General features: G+C 52.6%; 18 protein-coding genes. 5 read left to right on the forward strand and 13 right to left on the reverse strand.

The window, feature by feature from the left end; translation table 11 throughout:
- Window positions 1-2 precede the first annotated feature (2 nt).
- Window positions 3-629 (reverse strand): TRAP transporter small permease, encoded by a 627-nt coding sequence (locus CEK60_RS09510; protein ID WP_089038804.1) that lies wholly within the window; start codon window positions 627-629, stop codon window positions 3-5.
- Between the two features lie 72 nt (window positions 630-701).
- Complete coding sequence (locus CEK60_RS09515) at window positions 702-1,775, reverse strand: TRAP transporter substrate-binding protein (RefSeq protein WP_089038805.1); 1,074 nt, start codon at window positions 1,773-1,775, stop codon at window positions 702-704.
- A 249-nt stretch (window positions 1,776-2,024) separates the two neighbouring features.
- Between CEK60_RS09515 and CEK60_RS09520 the strand changes: the two genes are divergently transcribed.
- Window positions 2,025-2,474: a MarR family winged helix-turn-helix transcriptional regulator gene (locus CEK60_RS09520; protein ID WP_089038806.1), complete on the forward strand. Its 450-nt coding sequence runs from the start codon at window positions 2,025-2,027 to the stop codon at window positions 2,472-2,474.
- Window positions 2,475-2,631: 157 nt separating this feature from the next.
- Window positions 2,632-3,057: an organic hydroperoxide resistance protein gene (locus tag CEK60_RS09525; protein ID WP_089038807.1), complete on the forward strand. Its 426-nt coding sequence runs from the start codon at window positions 2,632-2,634 to the stop codon at window positions 3,055-3,057.
- Here the strand turns inward: CEK60_RS09525 and CEK60_RS09530 are convergent.
- A complete protein-coding gene (locus tag CEK60_RS09530; protein ID WP_089038808.1) occupies window positions 3,054-3,749 on the reverse strand; it encodes an aspartate/glutamate racemase family protein in 696 nt (231 codons plus the stop codon). The genes CEK60_RS09525 and CEK60_RS09530 overlap by 4 nt on opposite strands.
- A gap of 154 nt (window positions 3,750-3,903) precedes the next feature.
- Here CEK60_RS09530 and yghU point away from each other — a divergent pair, with 154 nt between their 5' ends.
- Window positions 3,904-4,767, forward strand: coding sequence for a glutathione-dependent disulfide-bond oxidoreductase (yghU, locus tag CEK60_RS09535; protein ID WP_089038809.1), 864 nt, complete (start codon window positions 3,904-3,906; stop codon window positions 4,765-4,767).
- 161 nt (window positions 4,768-4,928) lie between these two features.
- Complete coding sequence (locus CEK60_RS09540) at window positions 4,929-5,159, forward strand: DUF2798 domain-containing protein (protein WP_089038810.1); 231 nt, start codon at window positions 4,929-4,931, stop codon at window positions 5,157-5,159.
- A gap of 210 nt (window positions 5,160-5,369) precedes the next feature.
- Here CEK60_RS09540 and CEK60_RS09545 read toward each other — a convergent pair whose 3' ends face one another.
- From CEK60_RS09545 to CEK60_RS09590, 10 genes are all read right to left on the reverse strand, one after another.
- Window positions 5,370-5,687, reverse strand: coding sequence for a DUF6693 family protein (locus CEK60_RS09545; RefSeq protein ID WP_089038811.1), 318 nt, complete (start codon window positions 5,685-5,687; stop codon window positions 5,370-5,372).
- 179 nt (window positions 5,688-5,866) lie between these two features.
- On the reverse strand, window positions 5,867-6,856 hold the full coding sequence (locus CEK60_RS09550) for a lipid A deacylase LpxR family protein (RefSeq protein WP_089038812.1): 990 nt from the start codon (window positions 6,854-6,856) through the stop codon (window positions 5,867-5,869).
- A gap of 196 nt (window positions 6,857-7,052) precedes the next feature.
- Window positions 7,053-7,592 (reverse strand): YaeQ family protein, encoded by a 540-nt coding sequence (locus CEK60_RS09555; RefSeq protein ID WP_089038813.1) that lies wholly within the window; start codon window positions 7,590-7,592, stop codon window positions 7,053-7,055.
- Between the two features lie 124 nt (window positions 7,593-7,716).
- Window positions 7,717-8,334 (reverse strand): LysE family translocator, encoded by a 618-nt coding sequence (locus CEK60_RS09560; RefSeq protein ID WP_038482275.1) that lies wholly within the window; start codon window positions 8,332-8,334, stop codon window positions 7,717-7,719.
- A gap of 100 nt (window positions 8,335-8,434) precedes the next feature.
- Window positions 8,435-9,208, reverse strand: coding sequence for an enoyl-CoA hydratase/isomerase family protein (locus CEK60_RS09565; RefSeq protein ID WP_089038814.1), 774 nt, complete (start codon window positions 9,206-9,208; stop codon window positions 8,435-8,437).
- Between the two features lie 121 nt (window positions 9,209-9,329).
- On the reverse strand, window positions 9,330-10,178 hold the full coding sequence (locus tag CEK60_RS09570) for a 3-hydroxybutyryl-CoA dehydrogenase (protein ID WP_089038815.1): 849 nt from the start codon (window positions 10,176-10,178) through the stop codon (window positions 9,330-9,332).
- An 18-nt stretch (window positions 10,179-10,196) separates the two neighbouring features.
- Complete coding sequence (locus CEK60_RS09575; protein WP_089038816.1) at window positions 10,197-11,828, reverse strand: acyl-CoA synthetase; 1,632 nt, start codon at window positions 11,826-11,828, stop codon at window positions 10,197-10,199.
- A gap of 46 nt (window positions 11,829-11,874) precedes the next feature.
- On the reverse strand, window positions 11,875-13,248 hold the full coding sequence (locus CEK60_RS09580; RefSeq protein WP_089038817.1) for a solute carrier family 23 protein: 1,374 nt from the start codon (window positions 13,246-13,248) through the stop codon (window positions 11,875-11,877).
- Window positions 13,249-13,447: 199 nt separating this feature from the next.
- Entirely contained in the window at window positions 13,448-15,238 is a 1,791-nt protein-coding gene (locus CEK60_RS09585) for an acyl-CoA dehydrogenase (RefSeq protein WP_089038818.1), read from the reverse strand.
- Window positions 15,239-15,418: 180 nt separating this feature from the next.
- On the reverse strand, window positions 15,419-16,789 hold the full coding sequence (locus tag CEK60_RS09590; RefSeq protein ID WP_089038819.1) for an MFS transporter: 1,371 nt from the start codon (window positions 16,787-16,789) through the stop codon (window positions 15,419-15,421).
- A 347-nt stretch (window positions 16,790-17,136) separates the two neighbouring features.
- On the opposite strand from CEK60_RS09590, the gene CEK60_RS09595 reads away from it, so the two are divergent.
- The gene (locus tag CEK60_RS09595; RefSeq protein WP_089040896.1) at window positions 17,137-18,639 is read left to right on the forward strand and encodes an efflux transporter outer membrane subunit; all 1,503 of its coding nucleotides are present in this window, start codon (window positions 17,137-17,139) and stop codon (window positions 18,637-18,639) included.
- The last annotated feature ends 16 nt before the right edge of the window (window positions 18,640-18,655 follow it).

Below are 18,655 nucleotides of genomic sequence, written 5' to 3' on the forward strand. Positions count from 1 at the left end.
GATTAACGCTCCCCTGGTAAGTCAGCCGATTGGCGATGTGGTTGACGGATAACCCCCACGCTGACCCACATACGCCAGAGCGATACCGCCGCGATAAAAATAACGCACAACACCAACGACAGGCTGACCAAGCTTAGCGGTACGCCCATGATCGCGGAGCGTCCACTTGAGCGCGTGAGCACTTGATAACCGCCCCAAATCATCACTAGCATCAGCCCACTAATAATCAGGTGTTGTAAGCAATAGAGCATGTGCGCGACACGTAACGGCAAACGCCTCACCAGCGCATCAACAGCAATATGTTCATAGCGTGCAAACGCCGCCGCTGCGCCGATAAAGACCAGCCAAATAAATAGCATGCGCGCCAACTCATCGACCCAGGGCAGTGAGTGGTTGAACACAGAGCGGCCAACGACATTGCTGGAAACCGCGACAATCAGCGCCACCAAAATAGCGCCAATCAAATACTCCATAGCGAGTGTTAACCAGCGGAACAGCGCAGGACCGCGACGCGTCTCAGTATCAATCTCAAGCAGCTTGCGATTAGGGTCGTTCAAATAAACCGACGGATCTTCCAACGTTGGTGCTGTAGAGGTCACCACGTTTGGGGGAGTAGAGGAGGTAGTCATAAGAACTCCGAGGGGCACTGACAAGTCGGGCAGGCGTGTGGGCCTGCCCGATGGTGCGCTATACGTAGCAGATTAGTGGCTGCTGTCTTCGACGATTTGCTGAATTTCAGCGATCAGATCTTCACCGATACGCGGCGCCCACTCTTCATAAACAGGCTGCACGGCGTCTTGGAAAGCGGCTAACTGGTCATCATCTAAGCGGGTAATTTGCATACCGCGTGCTTCTAACTGTTCACGCGACCAGTCGTCATATTCGGCAGAAAGTTGGATTTCGTACTCAGCCGACTGTCGGGCGGCTTCCTGCACCAGTGCTTGGTACTCAGGTGCCATGCGGTTCCAGGTACGCTCGGAAAGCATCATGATAAATGGCGTATAAACGTGGCGTGTTTCGGTGCCGTAATCCTGCACTTCATTGAAGTTAGAGGTAAGGATGGTGCTCCACGGGTTTTCCTGGCCGTCCACAACGCCTTGCTCAAGCGCCGAAAATAGCTCGCCGAAGGCCATTGGTGTTGGGTTGGCACCTAACGCTTCCCAAATGGCTAGGTGAACCGGGTTTTGCATAGTGCGTACGCTCAGGCCGCGAACATCCAGGCCCGCCACATCTTCTGGTGATTCGACAGGGCGTGCACTGTTAGACAGCTGACGATAGCCGTTTTCAGAGAACGTCAGCGCTTTTAAGCCTGTACCCTCAAACGCATCCAACATTCCCTGAGCCACGTCACTCTGCATAACAGCCACTGCGGCTTCTCGGCTCGGTAGTAGGAACGGCAAATCAAATGCTGAAAGTGCCTCCACGTACCCAGTCGTTGCCGAGCTTGAAGGATAGGTCATATCCAAGGTGCCGGTTTGCAGCATTTCCATCATTTGGACATCGTCGCCCAACTGACTGTTGGGAAAAACATTGACCGTAATACGACCATCGGTACGTTGCTCAAGAATTTCACCGAAGTACTGGCTAGAGAGAAACTGCGGCGATGTTTCGGACAGGCCAATGCCCATACGCAAGGTGTGACTGCCGTGGTCAGCCACTACGTCGCCTTCAATCGCGGGCGGATCAGAAAGTTCAGGGCCTTGAGCATGTGCCATGCCAAAAGTCAGAGTGGTCGCGCCGACCAGAGTAAGCGTGCTGCGCCAGATCGTTGTCATGACGTTATCTCCAGAATAGTCGTTGTTGTTGGTTGGCTATTTACCGAAAGGCTATCGAATCGTATCGGCCATCAGGTTTGCAGTTTATGTTCCAACAAATTGTTACCGGTAACATCCGATACGTGAAGGCTAGCTATCGCAACACGCGGTGTCAAAACAAAACGACCAACTTACGACCAACGTCTAGGGATAGCTACTCACTTCCCCGCGCGCTACATTACGCGTTATGCACCCTGTCCTGGAGTCGACATGCCAGCGCTAGACCCTTGTAGCGAATTAGAGCTAGATCACCAGCTCTGCTTTGCGCTGTATTCAACATCGTTGATGATGACCAAAGTTTATAAACCTCTGCTCAAAGAGCTGGGGCTCACTTACCCGCAATACCTCGCCATGCTGGTACTGTGGCAAGAAGATGGCCTAACAGTAGGTACCCTAAGCAAACGCTTACTTACAGATCCTGGCTCGTTAACGCCGCTACTAAAGCGACTTGAAAGTGATCAGCTACTTATCCGGCAGCGTAGCCTGCAAGATGAACGTGTCGTCGAGTTATTCCTGACCGATAAAGGCCGCTCGCTTCGTGAACAGGCGCGCCATATTCCCAGCTGTGTGGTCAACGCCAGCGAAAAGTCGGTTGAAGCACTCAACCAACTGAAAGAGGATTTAGTCCAACTGCGCGAAAACTTACTTAAGGTCAAGTAACCAGCTGAACGTTGTGGCCGGGTAGGTAATTTCTTCACCCATTCACTTGCGCGCAAAATAAAGCTGCACTAAATTAAACCCCCAAACACACGTTTGGCTCATAACAGCCATGCCCATAACAACTATGTCCATAACAACCAAGTTTAGGAAATAATCTATGTCTATTGAAACTGTTGCTTACCGCGCACATGCTCACGCCACTGGCGGCCGCGAGGGCTATGCTAAGTCCTCTGACGGCGCGCTGGATGTTCAGCTCAGCACACCCAAAGAGCTAGGTGGCGCCGGCGGTGAAGGCACCAACCCCGAACAGCTGTTTGCTGCAGGCTACTCTGCTTGCTTTTTAGGTGCTCTTAAGCACGTCGCCAGCCAGGAAAAAGTTAAACTGTCCGACGATACCCAGATCAATGGCAGTGTCGGTATTGGCGCTATTCCTACCGGTTTCGGCATTGAAGTTGAGCTAAAAATTAGCTTGCCTGGTTTGGAAAAAGACGTTGCCCAAGCACTGGTCGATAAAGCCCATATTGTGTGCCCCTACTCCAACGCTACCCGCGGAAATATCGATGTCACTCTGACGCTGGTTTAATTACCTAGCGCCCAAGCCACCGCTTTGCTTGCGTGCAGGGCGGTGGTGTCATAAAGCGCTATCTGGGTGTGTTTCTGCTCAACCAACAGCGCTATCTCGGTACAACCTAGAATGATCGCCTCGGCGCCCTGCTGGTGTAGCGACGTCATAATATCCAGATAACGCTCACGCGATGAGGCGTGGATATGACCATGGCATAGCTCGTCGAAAATGACCTGGTGCACCTCGACACGCTCTTGCTCATTCGGAATGACGACATCAATCCCAAAGCGCTCTTTTAAGCGCGCCTTGTAAAAGTCCTGCTCCATCGTAAAACGGGTGCCTATCAACCCAACCCGAGTCACGCCATCACTCTGACATTTTTCCCCGGTAGCATCGGCGATGTGCAAAAAGGGAATCTGAATAGCGGCTTCAATCGCAGGCGCGACGTTGTGCATGGTATTGGTGGCCAACAGCAAACACTCTGCCCCAGCCTCTTCAATACGTTTGGCTGCACTGGCGAGTAACTGGCCAGCAGTTTGCCAATCGCCCTGCTGCTGCAAGGTTTCTATTTCAGCAAAATCAACACTTACCATCACAATCTGCGCTGAGTGAAAACCGCCAAGAGCCTGATTAATCCCTTGGTTTAGCGCCTGATAATAGCTTTGTGTCGACTCCCAGCTCATACCGCCTAATACGCCAATAGTCCGCATCACATTTCTCCATGGTAAATAACTATTTATTATCAGACTAACAACCCACTATCCTTGTACCCACATTTTAAGGCCCCATAACGCCTTAGTAGCCGCAACATTTCGGGTGAGTCGCCGCACCGCCCTTTTTTATTGTAGGAATAGCGAGGACATCATGAGCGACAACACGACCTATACGCCACCGCGGGTTTGGAAATGGGAACCTGGTAACGGTGGAAAATTCGCTAACATCAATCGCCCCGTTGCTGGTGCGACCCACGAGAAAGTATTACCCGTGGGTAAGCATCCGCTACAGCTTTACTCTCTGGCAACCCCAAACGGCGTGAAAGTCACCGTAATGCTTGAAGAGCTGCTGGAACAGGGTATTAAACAAGCGGAATACGATGCTCACCTGATACAAATTGGCGAAGGTGATCAGTTTGGCAGCGGCTTTGTTGAGGTAAACCCCAACTCTAAGATTCCAGCGCTAATGGATCACAGCACCACTCCGCCCCAGCGGGTCTTTGAGTCAGGTGCGATTCTGCTTTATTTAGCTGAGAAATTTGCTGCGTTCTTACCCAACGACCCAGCGAAGCGGACCGAGTGCCTATCCTGGTTATTTTGGCAAATGGGCAGCGCGCCCATGCTGGGTGGCGGCTTTGGTCACTTTTATGCTTACGCACCAGAAAAATACCAGTACCCGATTGATCGCTATACCATGGAAGTGAAACGTCAGTTGGATGTATTGGATCGTCACTTAGCAGATAACCGCTTTATGGCGGGTGATGAGTACACCATCGCAGATATGGCGATTCACCCATGGTACGGCGCACTGGTAAAAAACCGCGTGTATGAAGCCGCTGAGTTTTTAGACGCCCATACCTATCAGAATGTCTTACGCTGGACCGATGAGATTGACGCACGTCCTGCCGTTCAACGTGGCCGAATGGTTAACCGCACCTGGGGAGAGCCTGGCGAACAGCTCCACGAGCGTCACGATGCCAGTGATTTTGATCACAAGACCGAAGATAAACGTTAAACCCAGGACAACTGTGAACCGGTAAGGCGGCCGCATTGGCTAACGATCGCTAAGGATGGCGATTTACCGTATTCCACTACCGCTCTTTACTGCATTATCGATCCTGATTTAGTTAGCGATTTTTACTTCATTATTCATAGTGTGTCTGACAGAGGCAGCCCATGTTTGATCCAAAATACGCCCAGCTGATATTTTCTTTCTTAATGGCACTGTTTATGTCGTGCATTATGTCGCTGGTGATTACGCTCTACAATGTCGGCTTCATTGAAGGCATTGTCTTTGTTTGGCTGAAAGCATGGCTCTTTGCTTTTGCAGTTGCTCTACCGGTAATTAACCTCGTATCGCCTATTGTACGGCGATTGGTTAAGGTACTTATTAAGCATCCACACTAACCATCTATACAAACCATCCAGACTAGGCGCTACTGAGGCACCACAGGGGCACTTCCCTTCATCGACAAAGCGCTCAGAACAATAAAAGCCTTGTCAGCCCAGCTCTAGCGCTACTACCTGAGGCAAGAACTGGGCAGAAACCTGGCTTTCATCTCCCTAACGATTGAGCCGCTGAGTGGCAAAAGCCTTTGAAAGCAGCACTTCTTCTAGTTACTGGACGCGAGAGTTATTCAGTGCGTAATTCCAAACACGATAGAAATAAAAAATATATCCAAGCCCAAGCGTCAAAACTGAGATAATCATCCACAAAATGATATGACCAATATTGCTAAAAATATTGATATCACACACCATCTTACGTTCTACGCCTGTTGCTGTATCCACCACTGAAGTACGATTAATCACAAAGCGTGAAAACGAGTAGGGGAAGAAAAACAGTGCAATCCCGAAAGTAATAATCGTTAGCACGACCCAAATCAGCAAGTGGCCAACAATATCTAGAATAGAGAGATTCGCTTTAATATTCACGGTGCGTCCTTAAGTGTTAAGAAACAAAGTGCCGCAGATTACCACTGTCGACTACTCCCGTCAGCGCAGTTAATTGCATAAGTGTATTTCACAAGAGGAAACACCCCGTTTCGTCATACTGACGGGCGTATCGATAATACGTTGATTACTTCTGTTTATCGCGTCTGTTTATCACCACTCTAAAAACGTCTCGTTAACGTAATCGCACCGAATTTGTCCTGCTCATCTTGTCCATCAAACTCACGAGTACGCTGAACAGCAGCATAGGTTATTTGCCAGTCTTCCCAGGCCATGGCAAGTCCTGCGGAGGCTTCAGCTACCCATTCTTCACGGTCAACGGAGTGGCTATCTCTGAATGTATTACCATCCAGTGTTAGGTTCTGCGCCATGTAATAGCCTTCTACATTTGCAAACAGATACCACTGCCACCCACGATGGCCACTCATTAGATGGCGGCTACCCGGGTTGGGTGTCAGCGCAGGAATACCTTCGGCACCATCTCCCCAGCGTACGCTATAGCCAGCACTAGCATAGGTATATAAGTTGCCTAACGCTGCCCCCACACTGGGCCCGTGGGAGAACTGTTTACCGGCTAGCGGTATGTCACTCCACCATTGGCGACGAACGGTTAAATTCACCAGCGCCTCATCGCCCAGCTGATTTTGCCAGCCTCGAGGACGATCGCTATCGGTGACTAGGTGTACTTCGCGCTGAATACTGTCAGCAAGGGAAGATGGCCCCACGAGCCCAATATCGAGATGTAAATCGGTCGCTTGCGTCCATTGCCCCATCGGCACGTCTTCATAGAGCGACACTCCGCCGTAGACAAGACCTGCATAAGGGCGATCATCCTCGATCAACGTGCGGCGCTCGATATTGTTCGGCGTATAAATCTGGTGAATCAAACGATAAGACGCCCTATCCGCTTGGCCGATAAGGCTATCGGGCAACGCTGTCGCAAGGCGTTGCACCCAACTTGCTTCTTGCGGCGTAAAGGTCCAGTTAAGCTCAAAACCACTGGTAAAATGGCCGTCATCGCTGCTGGCAAGGCCATCATTTGCAAACTTTACCGACAGGGAGCTATCGCTAGCCGCGGCCAATGTGGGCATTAGGCTTAACGGTAAAATAACAAGTAGCACCTTCCTGCCTAGAGCAGAGGTATTATTCATGGCTCAATCCTTGAGTATCGGGGAAAGCAAGAGCGATCAATTATTAACAAACATGAATGATTGTATGTAATGGCGCGAATAGATAGCAAGCGAACTTTCTTGCTATCTACATCGCTAACTCACTGCCTATCACGACATCCTGTCGTGAAAAAAACGTCGCCACACCATGCATGGCCACTCGCTAGCTTTGAACTTTCTAACGATCCCGGAGAAGCCACTGAGGCGTTACTTCATGCTGGCCATTTTCATCGGTAATGAACAGCGATCCGTCGCTGATCATGACTGCCCAGTTAATGGACCGTGGCAGACCCTCTGCGATAGTAGCAAGTGCCTCTTGCGGTAGCCCTGCTACATGCACATTCTTGAGCGACGCCACCGCCGGTAGCACTTTATTTTTCCAAAGATCTACTCGCCCATAAGCTAATAGTGACACCCGCTCCGCACGGCGTGAACACCAAGTAAGACGCTCGGCATCCGGCAAACCGACTTCTATCCAGTGCAGCACGCGGCCATCCAAACTTTTTTCCCACAAGGCAGGTTCGTCCACATCGGAAAGGCCACGACCAAAAGCGAGCGCTTCGCTGTACCACAATAGGTAGGCGATTAAACGTGCGCACATCCGGTCTTCGGTTTCAGAAGGGTGCCGAGCCACGGTAAAACGCAGTGTCTCATAGACATTGCGATCAAGGTCGGTCAGGTTGACATCAACTTTGTAAGGGGTAGCACTCAACGCCATTGGAAATATCCATCTAAAATTTGCGTCAGTGTAGCGGATTTATCGAAACACAGGGCATATCCGAAGCGCTGTGAATAAGTAAAGCACAGGATGGGAAATTAAATCCGTCGATATAAAGCCACTCTTAACGCGCCGCCTGAGCTAAGGTATTGCCTCCTAATCCCATTAATACGCCGCCGCCAATGCGTTGAATCAATCTGGAGGAGCCATGGGACTTTTGTAGCCACTCCCGTAGCGGGCTAGCCAGCAGCACCACCATGACATCTGCAGAAGAGAACAACACATTGGTGGCGATACCCAGCCAAAGCAGTTGCCATGCCACCGGTATGGCGCTATCGGGTTGAACAAATTGAGGTAGAAATGCTACGAAGAAGAGCGCCGTCTTAGGGTTGAGCACTTCAACCAGAAAGCTGTCACGCAGTACGCGCTTAGTGGTTGCCAGTGGAACTTCATCGCCATGGGAGCGAATGCCCTGCTTCCAGAGGCGCAGCCCCATCCAGAGCAGGTAAAGCCCACCGATGACCTTCATCGCTATGTAAGCTGGCGGAATAGCCGCAAACAGTAGCGCTAAGCCTAGCGCGGCAGCAATCACGTGGACGTAGCAACCGATATGCACACCGATAACGGCTAACCATCCTGCCCGTCGGCCTCGCCCCAGCGTTTGCGCTGCGGTGTACAACATCGCAGGTCCGGGTAGGTAAGCAAAACCAAGCGCGGCGAGGATAAACGCGGCCCATTGCATCGTGGCAACTCCATAGAGAGCTAAGGTAGTAAGCCTGAGAATAAAACGGGGGTAGCGCAAGCGCTACCCCCTAAAGAAGTAAAATTGAATGAGTGAACGCTTAGAAGTTAGGTTTGCGCTTCTCAACGAAAGCGCCCATGCCCTCTTTCTGCTCTTCGCCGGCAAAACAGAGCGCAAACAGGCTGGTTTCCAGCGCCAAGGCGCTATCAAGATCTTGATCTAACCCATCGTGAACGGCTTGCTTCGCGCCGCGTACTGACAGCGGGCCGTTGCCTTTAAGTTGCTTGGTGAGCTCTTCTACATAGCTTTCCAGCTCAGCCTGGGGCATAACACGGTTGACTAGCCCAATGCGTAACGCTTCCTGAGCATCGATTTTGCGGCCAGTAGTTACTAGATCAATCGCCATGGCGGGGCCAACACGACGCGGCAAACGCTGAGTGCCGCCAAAGCCAGGAATCACTCCTAGCAACACTTCTGGCTGGCCGAAGACAGCGTTGTCGCTAGCTACCGCCCAGTCGCAGGCCAACGCCAATTCGCAGCCGCCGCCAAGGCAAAACCCGTTCACTAGCGCGACCACCGGCACGGGCAATGTTTCTAAGCGTTTCATGGTGCGTAACGCCTGGGTAGCGAAAGCACGCGCTTCTTCTGGCGATTTATCGCGCATTTCGGTGATATCAGCACCGGCAACAAACGACTTTTCACCAGCACCGGTAATGAGGACAGCGCGTAAATGTGGATTCGTTTCAAGTTCCACAAGATGAGCTTCTAAGGCACTCAGCACATCACTATTCAGCGCATTCAATGCCTTAGGGCGATTAATCGTTAGGCGTACCACACCGTCGTTATCAACTTTCTCAATCACTGCATCGCTCATACAGGCTCCTTAATTGTTATTACGCATTTAAAGTGAACACCTACCAACCCTAGCGAACGCTTGGTTGGTAGGCAATCACTTCTTTTGTCGCGCTTGACTGACCTGATGCGCTTACGTGTGCTCACTCGTATATATGAAAGCCGCGACCGCTCTTACGTCCCAGATATCCCGCATCCACCATGCGCTTTAGCAGCGGGCAGGGACGATATTTAGGATCGCCAAACCCTTCCTGCAACACGTTCATGATCGCCAAACAAACATCGAGACCAATTAAATCCGCAAGCGCCAACGGCCCCATTGGGTGGGCAGCGCCCAACTTCATTGCTTCATCGATGGCCTCTGGTGTTGCGGTTCCTTCTTGCACGATAAAGGCGGCTTCGTTAATCATCGGCACCAACAAGCGGTTAACCGCAAAGCCTGGCGAGTCACCAATCGGTACCGCTGTTTTACCTAGCGCTTTTGCCAACGCTTCTATGCGCTCAACAGTGGTATCAGAGGTCTGCTCAGCACGAATCACTTCCACTAACTTGAGCACCGGCACTGGGTTGAAAAAGTGCATGCCCACTACCCGCTCAGGCCGTTCGCACACGGCGGCCAACCGCGTTAGCGAGAGTGACGAGGTGTTCGAAGCGAGAATCGCATCGCTGCTTAGATGACTCAGATCACGAAACAGCTTTTCTTTCAGCGCGGGTTGCTCTGGTGCGGCTTCAATAATAATACCGCAGTCACTCAATGCTTCAAGATCAGTGGTCGTGGAAAGCCGCGCCAGCGCTTCCTGCTTAGCTGGCTCGCTGATTTTTTGTTTCGCGACCAGCTTGCCAAGGCCTTTATCAATATTGGCTTGGGCGCGGCTAAGCTGCTCATCGGCGACATCAAAGAGACGAACCGTAAAACCACTGGCAGCGACGACCTGAGCGATCCCCTGCCCCATGGTGCCTGCTCCCACTACACCGATTGGTTGTTCACTCATCGTTATTTATCCCCTGAATCAGTGCTGTTTCGCTTCTTCGCGCAAAACAAATTTTTGAATTTTGCCCGTTGACGTTTTTGGCAATTCGCTAAAAATGATTGTCTTCGGTACTTTGAAGCTCGCTAAATGCTCTCGGCAATGAGCAATAATGTCGGCTTCGGTAATTTCACCATAACCGATTTTTAATTTAACAAACGCGCATGGAGTCTCGCCCCACTTTTCATCGGGCTTGGCCACAACGGCGGCTTCCTCTACCGCTGGGTGGCTATAAATGGCATCTTCCACTTCAATAGTGGAGATATTCTCACCGCCAGAAATGATGATGTCTTTAGAGCGGTCTTTAATTTCGATGTAGCCATCCGCGTGCCAAACTGCGAGATCGCCAGTGTGATACCACCCTCCTTCTAAGGCTTCCTCAGTAGCTTCGGCATTCTTCAGGTAGCCCTTCATTACGTTGTTGCCGCGCATCAAAATTTCACCAATGGTCTCGCCATCTTTTGCGACGGGCTCAAGGGTCAACGGGTCAGCGACACAAAGCGCTTCAAGCATGTGGTAACGCACCCCTTGGCGCGCCTTGATTTTGGCACGGGCTTCCAGCGGCAACTCATTCCACGATTCACGCCAAGCGCACACCGTCACCGGACCATAAACCTCGGTTAACCCGTACACATGGGTCACTTCAATCCCAAGTTTCTCAACGCCCGCAATCACTGATGCAGGCGGCGCGGCACCGGCAGTGGTCACTTTAACGGGATGATCAAATTCACGCTTCTGATCAGCAGGCAGGTTGACAAGGCCGTTCAGTATAATCGGCGCACCGCTGAAGTGCGTGACCTTCTCATCCACAATCAGGTCGTTGATCCGCTTTGGATCAACTTTGCGCAGGCACACGCTAACACCGGCGTTGGCGGCAATTGTCCAGGGGAAACACCAGCCGTTACAGTGGAACATCGGCAGGGTCCAGAGGTAGACCGGATGATGCGGCATGGCCCACTCTAAGATATTGCTGACCGCGTTTAGGTAGGCGCCACGGTGATGGTAAACCACCCCTTTGGGCTTGCCCGTGGTGCCCGAGGTGTAGTTCAGTGAAATCGCTTGCCACTCATTTTCAGGCAGTTTGTAGACATAGTCAGCATCACCTTCAGCGAGCAATGCTTCGTACTCAACCTCACCGATGCCTTGAGTTTCGCCTAAAAACTCTAGATCGAAAACGTCAATAATCAGCGGTTTATCGTCTAATAAGGCAACGGCTTCGTTGATGACCTGTGCAAATTCAGGGTCAACAAGAACGGCTTTCGCTTCACCATGGGCCAGCATGTAGCTGATGGCTTCGGCATCCAGGCGAATATTCAAGGTATTGAGCACGCAGCCAGCTAGAGGCACCCCAAAATGGGCTTCAAACATCGCCGGAATGTTAGGCAACATCGCCGCTACCGTTTGGCCGGGCTGAAGGCCGCGTTTTTCAAGCGCCGACGCCAATTGGCGACAGCGGGTCCAGGTTTCTGCCCAGGTGCGGCGTGTTGTGCCATGCACAACCGCCGGGTAATCAGGATACACCGCCGCCGAACGCTCAATAAACGTCAACGGAGAGAGCGGTACATGATTAGCAACGGTGGGCGGCATGCCCTGCTCAAAAATGGATGCGTTCATAAATCACCTTTTATGTTGATCGTTTTGGTGTTGGTCATCTTTATCGTTAGCGCTGATCTTGCTCTTCCGCTTCTTGGGTAGCCGAAGGCTCACGCCCGAACATATTTGTTTTTTGCACTAACACGTACAGTACGACTCCAGCGGCTAACCCCCACCCTGCACCATATACCGCCAGCACTACGGCCATCGTGCCTGCAACGCCACGCTCAGCAGTGGTTTTAGTCTGTTCAATACCCACCATTAAGCAAATATAGCCAGTCAGCAGAAGAGTAAGCGAAAGTGCAATGGGCAGCACCGGCTGAAACATGCTGACCAATGGCAGGGTGAATAGCGCAATAAAGCCGGTAATCCAGAAAGTGCCACCGCCGCTATAAATCGATTCCATCGCATGGCGGCCATTTTTATAACGCTCAGCCATGGTGGCCGTAACGGCCGTCCAGATCGGGCCCGCCAAACCAGGATAGGGGGCAAAGAAAGCGTGCATGCCGTTACGAATAGCGGTGACGTGGTGGATACGATCCGTGCTGTAGTCGATTTTTTCATCGCTACGAATATGGTCAACACGAGACATCAACGTACGCCCGACGACGATATCGCCGAACGCGATGACGTAGGCGATCACCGCGGTGGGTATGGCCAGCATAAAGACATCAGCGCCAGGAAAGCCGACCGTAAAGGGTAGGTAGTTCCACATCTCGGTGAAGTTCGGCTGGGTAATCCCCCACTCAATAGTAGGGCGCGGGTACTCACCAATCGCCCAAGCCACCAGGATCGCAATAATCATGCCTGGCACCATGCCGTAGTTGGCAATTTTGCGCATGATCGCGTGTTCTTCTACCCAGCGCTTAAAGGCCACTGAAAAAAGCATAAATATGGCAATTAACATACCAGCGATCAGTGACACCGGGGTCTCAGCTAAGCGCCCGCCCTGCTGTATTTCACCAGTAATAGCCGCAATACCGGCACCAATAATAATGCCTGCCTGGAGGGAGTTAGGCACCAAGTGAACCAGCTTACGGCCCAGCCCAGTGACGCCTAAAATTAAGAAAATCAGAAAGACCAAGAATTGAAGTGCAAACAGCGCCTGAATAGCCTCTGGGCCTGGCTCAAAATCTCCTAGGAAGGCTAACACCACCGGCACCGCAGGCGTAATCCAACCAGGCACCATTGGCACGCCTAACAGCGCAGGGAGCATAAAGCCGACGCCGCACACCACCACATAAGCCAAGGCAACATCATAAGGTAAACCAAGGTACTGCTCTAAAAGTGGAATCATCGCCAGACTAACCACAAACATGATGAGTCCTTGAATCATCTCCGCCATTTCCCAGCGATAATGGACAAAGGGGAGCCGCACTTTAAACGGCCCTAAGGGCCAATATGGCTGCTCTTCGCCGTGCTGGCGGTGCTTAAGTTGCATGAAGTACTCCTTGGTTTGAGTCATTAATGTTGTTGTGAACCGGGAAAAAGAGTCAGCGCAACAATACGCACAGGCGCACTGGCGCGGTTAAGCACAACGATACGTTTTAAAACGACCGTTTCATTGCGTCTTAACGTAAGCCGCCGACCCAATGGGTCGGCGGAAATAAGTGGTTAAAGCACTTAAGCTTGTCGGTGGTTTATGGCGTTAATTCGAAATCACTCAGGCACTGCATACCCGCTTCGATAACCGCGCGTTGCGCGCGGCCAGCAGGCAGCCACTGGGTGATAACAAAGTTGGCGCTGGACAACTTGACGCGATAAAACGGCTCATCGCTGCCTTTTTGCAGCGCTCTGGTCGCGTGAAGTGCGGCGTTGCCCATTTGCCAAGCACATAGCACATGGCCAGCTAGGTTGAGCAACGGCGTTGCATAAGCCTGCACTGCATCTGGGCCAGTTTGCGGGTCACTGCCTTGCTCAAGCACAAGCTGCATGGCGGCACGCAGATCATCGGCACCGACCGCCAGCGCACTGCCCATACCTGCAAGGCTAGGCTCTGAGCGCATTGTCTCAGCGGTTTTTTGCACTTCATCAATTAACGCAGATAACGCGGCTCCACCATCACGCTGTAACTTACGCCCCGCCAAATCGAGGGCCTGAATGCCATTCGTGCCTTCATAAATAGGCGCGATTCGTGCATCCCTAAGTAGCTGGGCAGCACCCGTTTCTTCCACATAGCCCATACCGCCATGTACCTGAATACCCATTGAAGCGATATCCACGGCTTGGTCGGTCGAAAAGCTTTTGACGATAGGGATCAGCACATCGGCGCACGCCTGAGCAGCTTGGCGCTCGCTGTCGCTTTCACTGTGTCGGGCAAGGTCAAGCTGGCCAGCGCAGTAAAGCGCCAGAGCACGAAGGGCATCGGTGCGGGCGCGCATTGAGAGCAGCATCCGGCGAACATCTAAGTGGTCGCTGATCGAGCATTCGTTACCACCACGAGATTTAGGCGCTCTCCCCTGAGTGCGATCCAAGGCGTAAGCAAACGCATGCTGGCAGGCACGCTCAGCCACCCCGATACCTTGAATACCCACTTTGTGGCGCGCTTCGTTCATCATGGTGAACATGTGGTTAAGACCACGTCCCTCTTCACCCACCAGATACCCAATAGCGCCGTCGTTTTCGCCAAAGCTTAAGGTGCAGGTGGGCGAACCATGAATGCCCAGCTTATGCTCGATAGAGGCGCAGGTGACGTCGTTGCGCTCGCCCAACGAGCCGTCTGCGTTAACCAGGAACTTCGGCACTAGGAACAGCGAAATGCCCTTATTGCCTTCGGGCGCATCGGGTTTTCGCGCCAGCACAAGGTGAATGATATTTTCGGCGGCGTCGTGTTCGCCCCAGGTGATATAGATTTTTTGGCCGCTAATGCGGTAATGGTCGCCTTCAGGGATAGCTTTGGTACGTACTTTAGAAAGGTCGGAGCCTGCCTGAGGCTCCGTCAGGTTCATGGTACCTGTCCAGGTACCTTCAACGAGCTTGGGGAGATAGGTCGTTTTTAGCGTTTCACTACCATGATGCGCCAGCGCTTCGATCGCGCCTGCCGTCAACATAGGGCAAAGACCCAAGGCCATATTGGCACCGTGAAGCATTTCTTGAACAGCGCTGGCGACCACCTCAGGTAGGTTTTGTCCGCCTAACGCTTCAGAAACACCAATGCCGTTCCAGCCGCCTTCTACATACGCCTGATAGGCCGCTGCGAAACCCTCTGAGGTGGTGACACTGCCGTCGGTGTGGCGCTTAGCACCTTGTCGATCACCGACACTATTTAGCGGCCCCCACACATCGCCTGCAAGCTTTGCTGCCTCTTCCAGCACCGCCTCGACCAAGTCGGGCGTGGCTTCTTCGAAGCCAGGCAGTGCAAGCGAGCGGTGCGCGAGTAGCTCTTCGAGTACAAAACGTAAATCGCGTACCGGCGCGGCATAATAATTCATGGCGAAACCTCAGAGAAAATCGGTGATAAATAGCAATTAGTAAAAACACTATCACGAATAGTAGTTTCACTACTTTCATCACACCATTAGCCCAAGGTCTCACCTGCTGAATTAACGTCAGTCCGCTAGCTGCGTTTTTGGCTACGTTTTTAGCTACGTTTCACCCACTCCCAGCATGGGTTATCGACGTGCCTCAGTTTCCACATCATCGTAATAAACAATATGAGTTTGATCTTCTGAGGGTGGACCAACGATGGGTTCGACAGCATCCACGTCAGGTATAACATCAGAAAGGTCTTCCAGGTGCTCATGCTCGAGCGCGCCTTGCATCAGTTCCTCGGTAACCACTAGCTCGGCACCTGCTGCGGTCATCGGCGTTGTCGGTGTAAAGGGAGCCACAGGAACTGGCGCAGGCCGCACACTGCGTCGCCAGCTAAAAAATACAACAAAAAACAGGCTCAGCGAGCCAAACGCCCAGAACAACCCAGCATCGCCCATCGCGGTCATTACTGGAGAAATCATTAGCGGGCTGATAGTAGCCCCAATAGAGTTGATCAATAGCAGGCCCTGGCTCATGCGTACCAGCGCTCCCGCCGGAGCACGGTCAGCGGCATGGCTAACCGCCACCGGGTAAAGCGCAAAGACACCGCCACCGAGTAAAAACAGCAGCGCCGCCAGTAAAGGGGTCGACATCGGAAGCCATATCATGGCCGCGGAAATCACCACACAGAAAGTGCTGATGGCGATCAATACGAGTTGGCGGTCGTGACGGTCAGACCAGCGTCCAATCGGATACTGAAGCAGCATGGCGCCAAGAATCACGACGGCCATCATTTGCCCCACCTGATTGACGCTCATACCAATGCGCTGCAAATACAATGGCAGCAAGGTGTAGGCGGCAGCCACCACCATGCCAGACCCTAAACTCCCCATTACCCCTGTTGGCGTCATCGTAATCAAGCGGTGCGGCGGTAGCGGCTCAGCGTGTTCCATAATAGGCGACACCCGCGGAATCATGGCCATGGGCAACACCGATAACGATGCCAATAGGCCAATCACCATAAAGGGCGCTGTCACCCCCATGGCACTGGTGACGCCTAATAGCAACTGCCCAATCACGCCCGCGGCATATAGCGAGATCATATACATCGCTAGCAATCGACCACGTACTTTTTGCTCGCCTGATGTCAGCAACCAACTCTCAATCACTAAGTAAACGCCCACGGTGGCCCAGCCGCCAATTAAACGCAGCGCAAACCATGCCCAAGGGTCGAAAAACAGCCCTTGCAACAGCACCGTGACAGCGACCAACGAGGCGAAGCTACCGTATGCACGAATGTGCCCTATGCGCAGCAGCAGCCGGTCATTGAATAGCGCGCCAAGTGCTAAGCCAATAAAGTAAGCCGAGGAGACAATACCTATCACCGTTGCCGACTCACCCGCAGCGTCTAGCCGCACGGAGATCAGCGTGGCGAGAAAGCCATTGCCAATCCCAAGAATAAATAGCCCTAATAAGGGCGCTAACGCCATGGCTAGCAGTTGCCGCGACATATCGCTTCTTGCCTCACAGAATAAAAGCCCCCTTCAGGGCTAACACATGGCCGGAGAAAACTCCAACCGCAGAATCGGGCGGCGAATCTACACTCGTTCCGTGGGTTTCACCAGTTTTTTTCGCTACCCATTGCCAGTGTAATCCGCAATAGTGAGAAGCGCATTTGCAACTCACCAGAAAGCAGCCGATATTGAATGCGCTGGCTGCGTCATTAGCCCTCTTGCCCTACATCAACAAATGCTAGAACAAACATTGCCATACTGACGCCTTCCAGGCTGAGACACACGCACTGTATCGACTCATTTGACACGGAGAGGTCTCCTTTCTATTTGCCATGGCCAATCAGATGCCCAATACGTTCGCTCCCTTACCTGCGGTCATTCGCATGAAATATCGGTCCGCCCCTAAGCAACAAGACAAGGTGGCATATTTAGCGATCATGCTGCTAGTCCTGGGCCTGTCTGGCTGCACCTCGCTGGCCCCCCCTCACTCGGTGCCAGCAGCAACATTGCCCGATGTTTACCCAGATGAGCGCATGCCAACAACGGCTGCTGGTGCTGATATTGCTTGGCGCAGCTACTTCACCGACACCAGGCTACAAGCGCTGATCGAACAGGCACTGACCACTAATTATGATTTGCGAAGTGCTTTATTGCGCGTTGAGCAAGCACGTGCAGCCTATGGTATTCAACATGCAGAGTTGCTACCCACACTTGGCGTGCAAGCTGCTGGTGAGCGTTCACGCACACCCTCTGACCTGAGCCCTAGCGGACGTACGCGGATTGGCAATCAGTTCCAGGCGGGCGTCGGCTTTAGCAGCTGGGAACTAGATTTCTGGGGGAGAATACGCAGCCTTAATGAGGCTGCCCTCGAGCAGTACCTAGCCACCGACGAGGCGCGGCGTGCCACCGAAATCAGCCTAATCGCTCAGGTTGCCGACAGCTATTTTCGTCTTCAGGAACTAGATTTGCGCTTGGACCTAGCCCGCCGCACCATCGACAGTCGGCAAGAGTCACTGCGGATATTTACTCGGCGCGTCGAAGTAGGCGCAACGTCACCACTGGAACTCACCCAAGTTGAAATGTTGCTGCAGCAGGCCAAGGCACTAGGTGCTCAGTTGGAGCAAGCCCATGCTCAGCAAGCCAACGCCTTGGCGCTATTAGTTGGTTCACCTATCGAAAAGGTAACAAGTGACGGGGATAAAATAGCGGATGATGTTCTGCCCCCTCTCGCGCCGGGGCTGCCATCGGAGCTAATGACCCGCCGCCCCGACATTCGCGCTGCCGAGCACCTACTGCGTTCTGCTAACGCTAATATTGGCGCTGCGCGCGCGGCTTTCTTCCCACGTATCGCGCTGACAGGTAGTTTGGGCACGGCGAGTGCTGACTTGAACGGCCTGCTAGGAACTGATAGCCAGGCATGGAATTTTTCCCCCACCCTGTCACTGCCCATTTTTGATAGCGGACGCCGAAAAGCCAACCTGACGCTGGCCGAGTTACGCCACGAACAAGCCATAGTCGAATATGAGCAAGTCATCCAGCAAGCCTTCCGTGATGTTGCCGATGCGCTGGCTGCTAACCACTGGCTGGCTGAACAAGTAGAAACTGCCAATGACATGTTAGCAGTACAGCGCGAGCGTGCTCGCTTAGCCATGCTGCGCTATGAAAACGGTGCGGTGCCCTACCTAGAAGTCCTGGATGCACAGCGCGACTTGCTTTCGGCCGAACAACAGCGGCTAGCAGTTCGCCGCCAACTACTGTCAGCCCGAGTGGCCTTATACACGGCTCTCGGCGGAGGATCAGCTACTGTGACAAGCACTTCCGCTCTCACTCCACCCCATGCTGAATGACATTAGGGCCTAGCAA

The sequence above is a fragment of the Halomonas sp. N3-2A genome (assembly GCF_002216165.1).
Classification (GTDB): Bacteria; Pseudomonadota; Gammaproteobacteria; order Pseudomonadales; family Halomonadaceae; genus Vreelandella.

What these genes read in the sequence shown, in the direction of transcription:
- CEK60_RS09510 (WP_089038804.1), bottom strand. Translation starts at nt 629, where the DNA reads ATGACTACCTCCTCTACTCCCCCAAACGTGGTGACCTCTACAGCACCA.
- CEK60_RS09515 (WP_089038805.1), bottom strand. Translation starts at nt 1,775, where the DNA reads ATGACAACGATCTGGCGCAGCACGCTTACTCTGGTCGGCGCGACCACT.
- CEK60_RS09520 (WP_089038806.1), top strand. Translation starts at nt 2,025, where the DNA reads ATGCCAGCGCTAGACCCTTGTAGCGAATTAGAGCTAGATCACCAGCTC.
- CEK60_RS09525 (WP_089038807.1), top strand. Translation starts at nt 2,632, where the DNA reads ATGTCTATTGAAACTGTTGCTTACCGCGCACATGCTCACGCCACTGGC.
- CEK60_RS09530 (WP_089038808.1), bottom strand. Translation starts at nt 3,749, where the DNA reads ATGCGGACTATTGGCGTATTAGGCGGTATGAGCTGGGAGTCGACACAA.
- yghU (WP_089038809.1), top strand. Translation starts at nt 3,904, where the DNA reads ATGAGCGACAACACGACCTATACGCCACCGCGGGTTTGGAAATGGGAA.
- CEK60_RS09540 (WP_089038810.1), top strand. Translation starts at nt 4,929, where the DNA reads ATGTTTGATCCAAAATACGCCCAGCTGATATTTTCTTTCTTAATGGCA.
- CEK60_RS09550 (WP_089038812.1), bottom strand. Translation starts at nt 6,856, where the DNA reads ATGAATAATACCTCTGCTCTAGGCAGGAAGGTGCTACTTGTTATTTTA.
- CEK60_RS09555 (WP_089038813.1), bottom strand. Translation starts at nt 7,592, where the DNA reads ATGGCGTTGAGTGCTACCCCTTACAAAGTTGATGTCAACCTGACCGAC.
- CEK60_RS09560 (WP_038482275.1), bottom strand. Translation starts at nt 8,334, where the DNA reads ATGCAATGGGCCGCGTTTATCCTCGCCGCGCTTGGTTTTGCTTACCTA.
- CEK60_RS09565 (WP_089038814.1), bottom strand. Translation starts at nt 9,208, where the DNA reads ATGAGCGATGCAGTGATTGAGAAAGTTGATAACGACGGTGTGGTACGC.
- CEK60_RS09570 (WP_089038815.1), bottom strand. Translation starts at nt 10,178, where the DNA reads ATGAGTGAACAACCAATCGGTGTAGTGGGAGCAGGCACCATGGGGCAG.
- CEK60_RS09575 (WP_089038816.1), bottom strand. Translation starts at nt 11,828, where the DNA reads ATGAACGCATCCATTTTTGAGCAGGGCATGCCGCCCACCGTTGCTAAT.
- CEK60_RS09580 (WP_089038817.1), bottom strand. Translation starts at nt 13,248, where the DNA reads ATGCAACTTAAGCACCGCCAGCACGGCGAAGAGCAGCCATATTGGCCC.
- CEK60_RS09585 (WP_089038818.1), bottom strand. Translation starts at nt 15,238, where the DNA reads ATGAATTATTATGCCGCGCCGGTACGCGATTTACGTTTTGTACTCGAA.
- CEK60_RS09590 (WP_089038819.1), bottom strand. Translation starts at nt 16,789, where the DNA reads ATGTCGCGGCAACTGCTAGCCATGGCGTTAGCGCCCTTATTAGGGCTA.
- CEK60_RS09595 (WP_089040896.1), top strand. Translation starts at nt 17,137, where the DNA reads ATGCCCAATACGTTCGCTCCCTTACCTGCGGTCATTCGCATGAAATAT.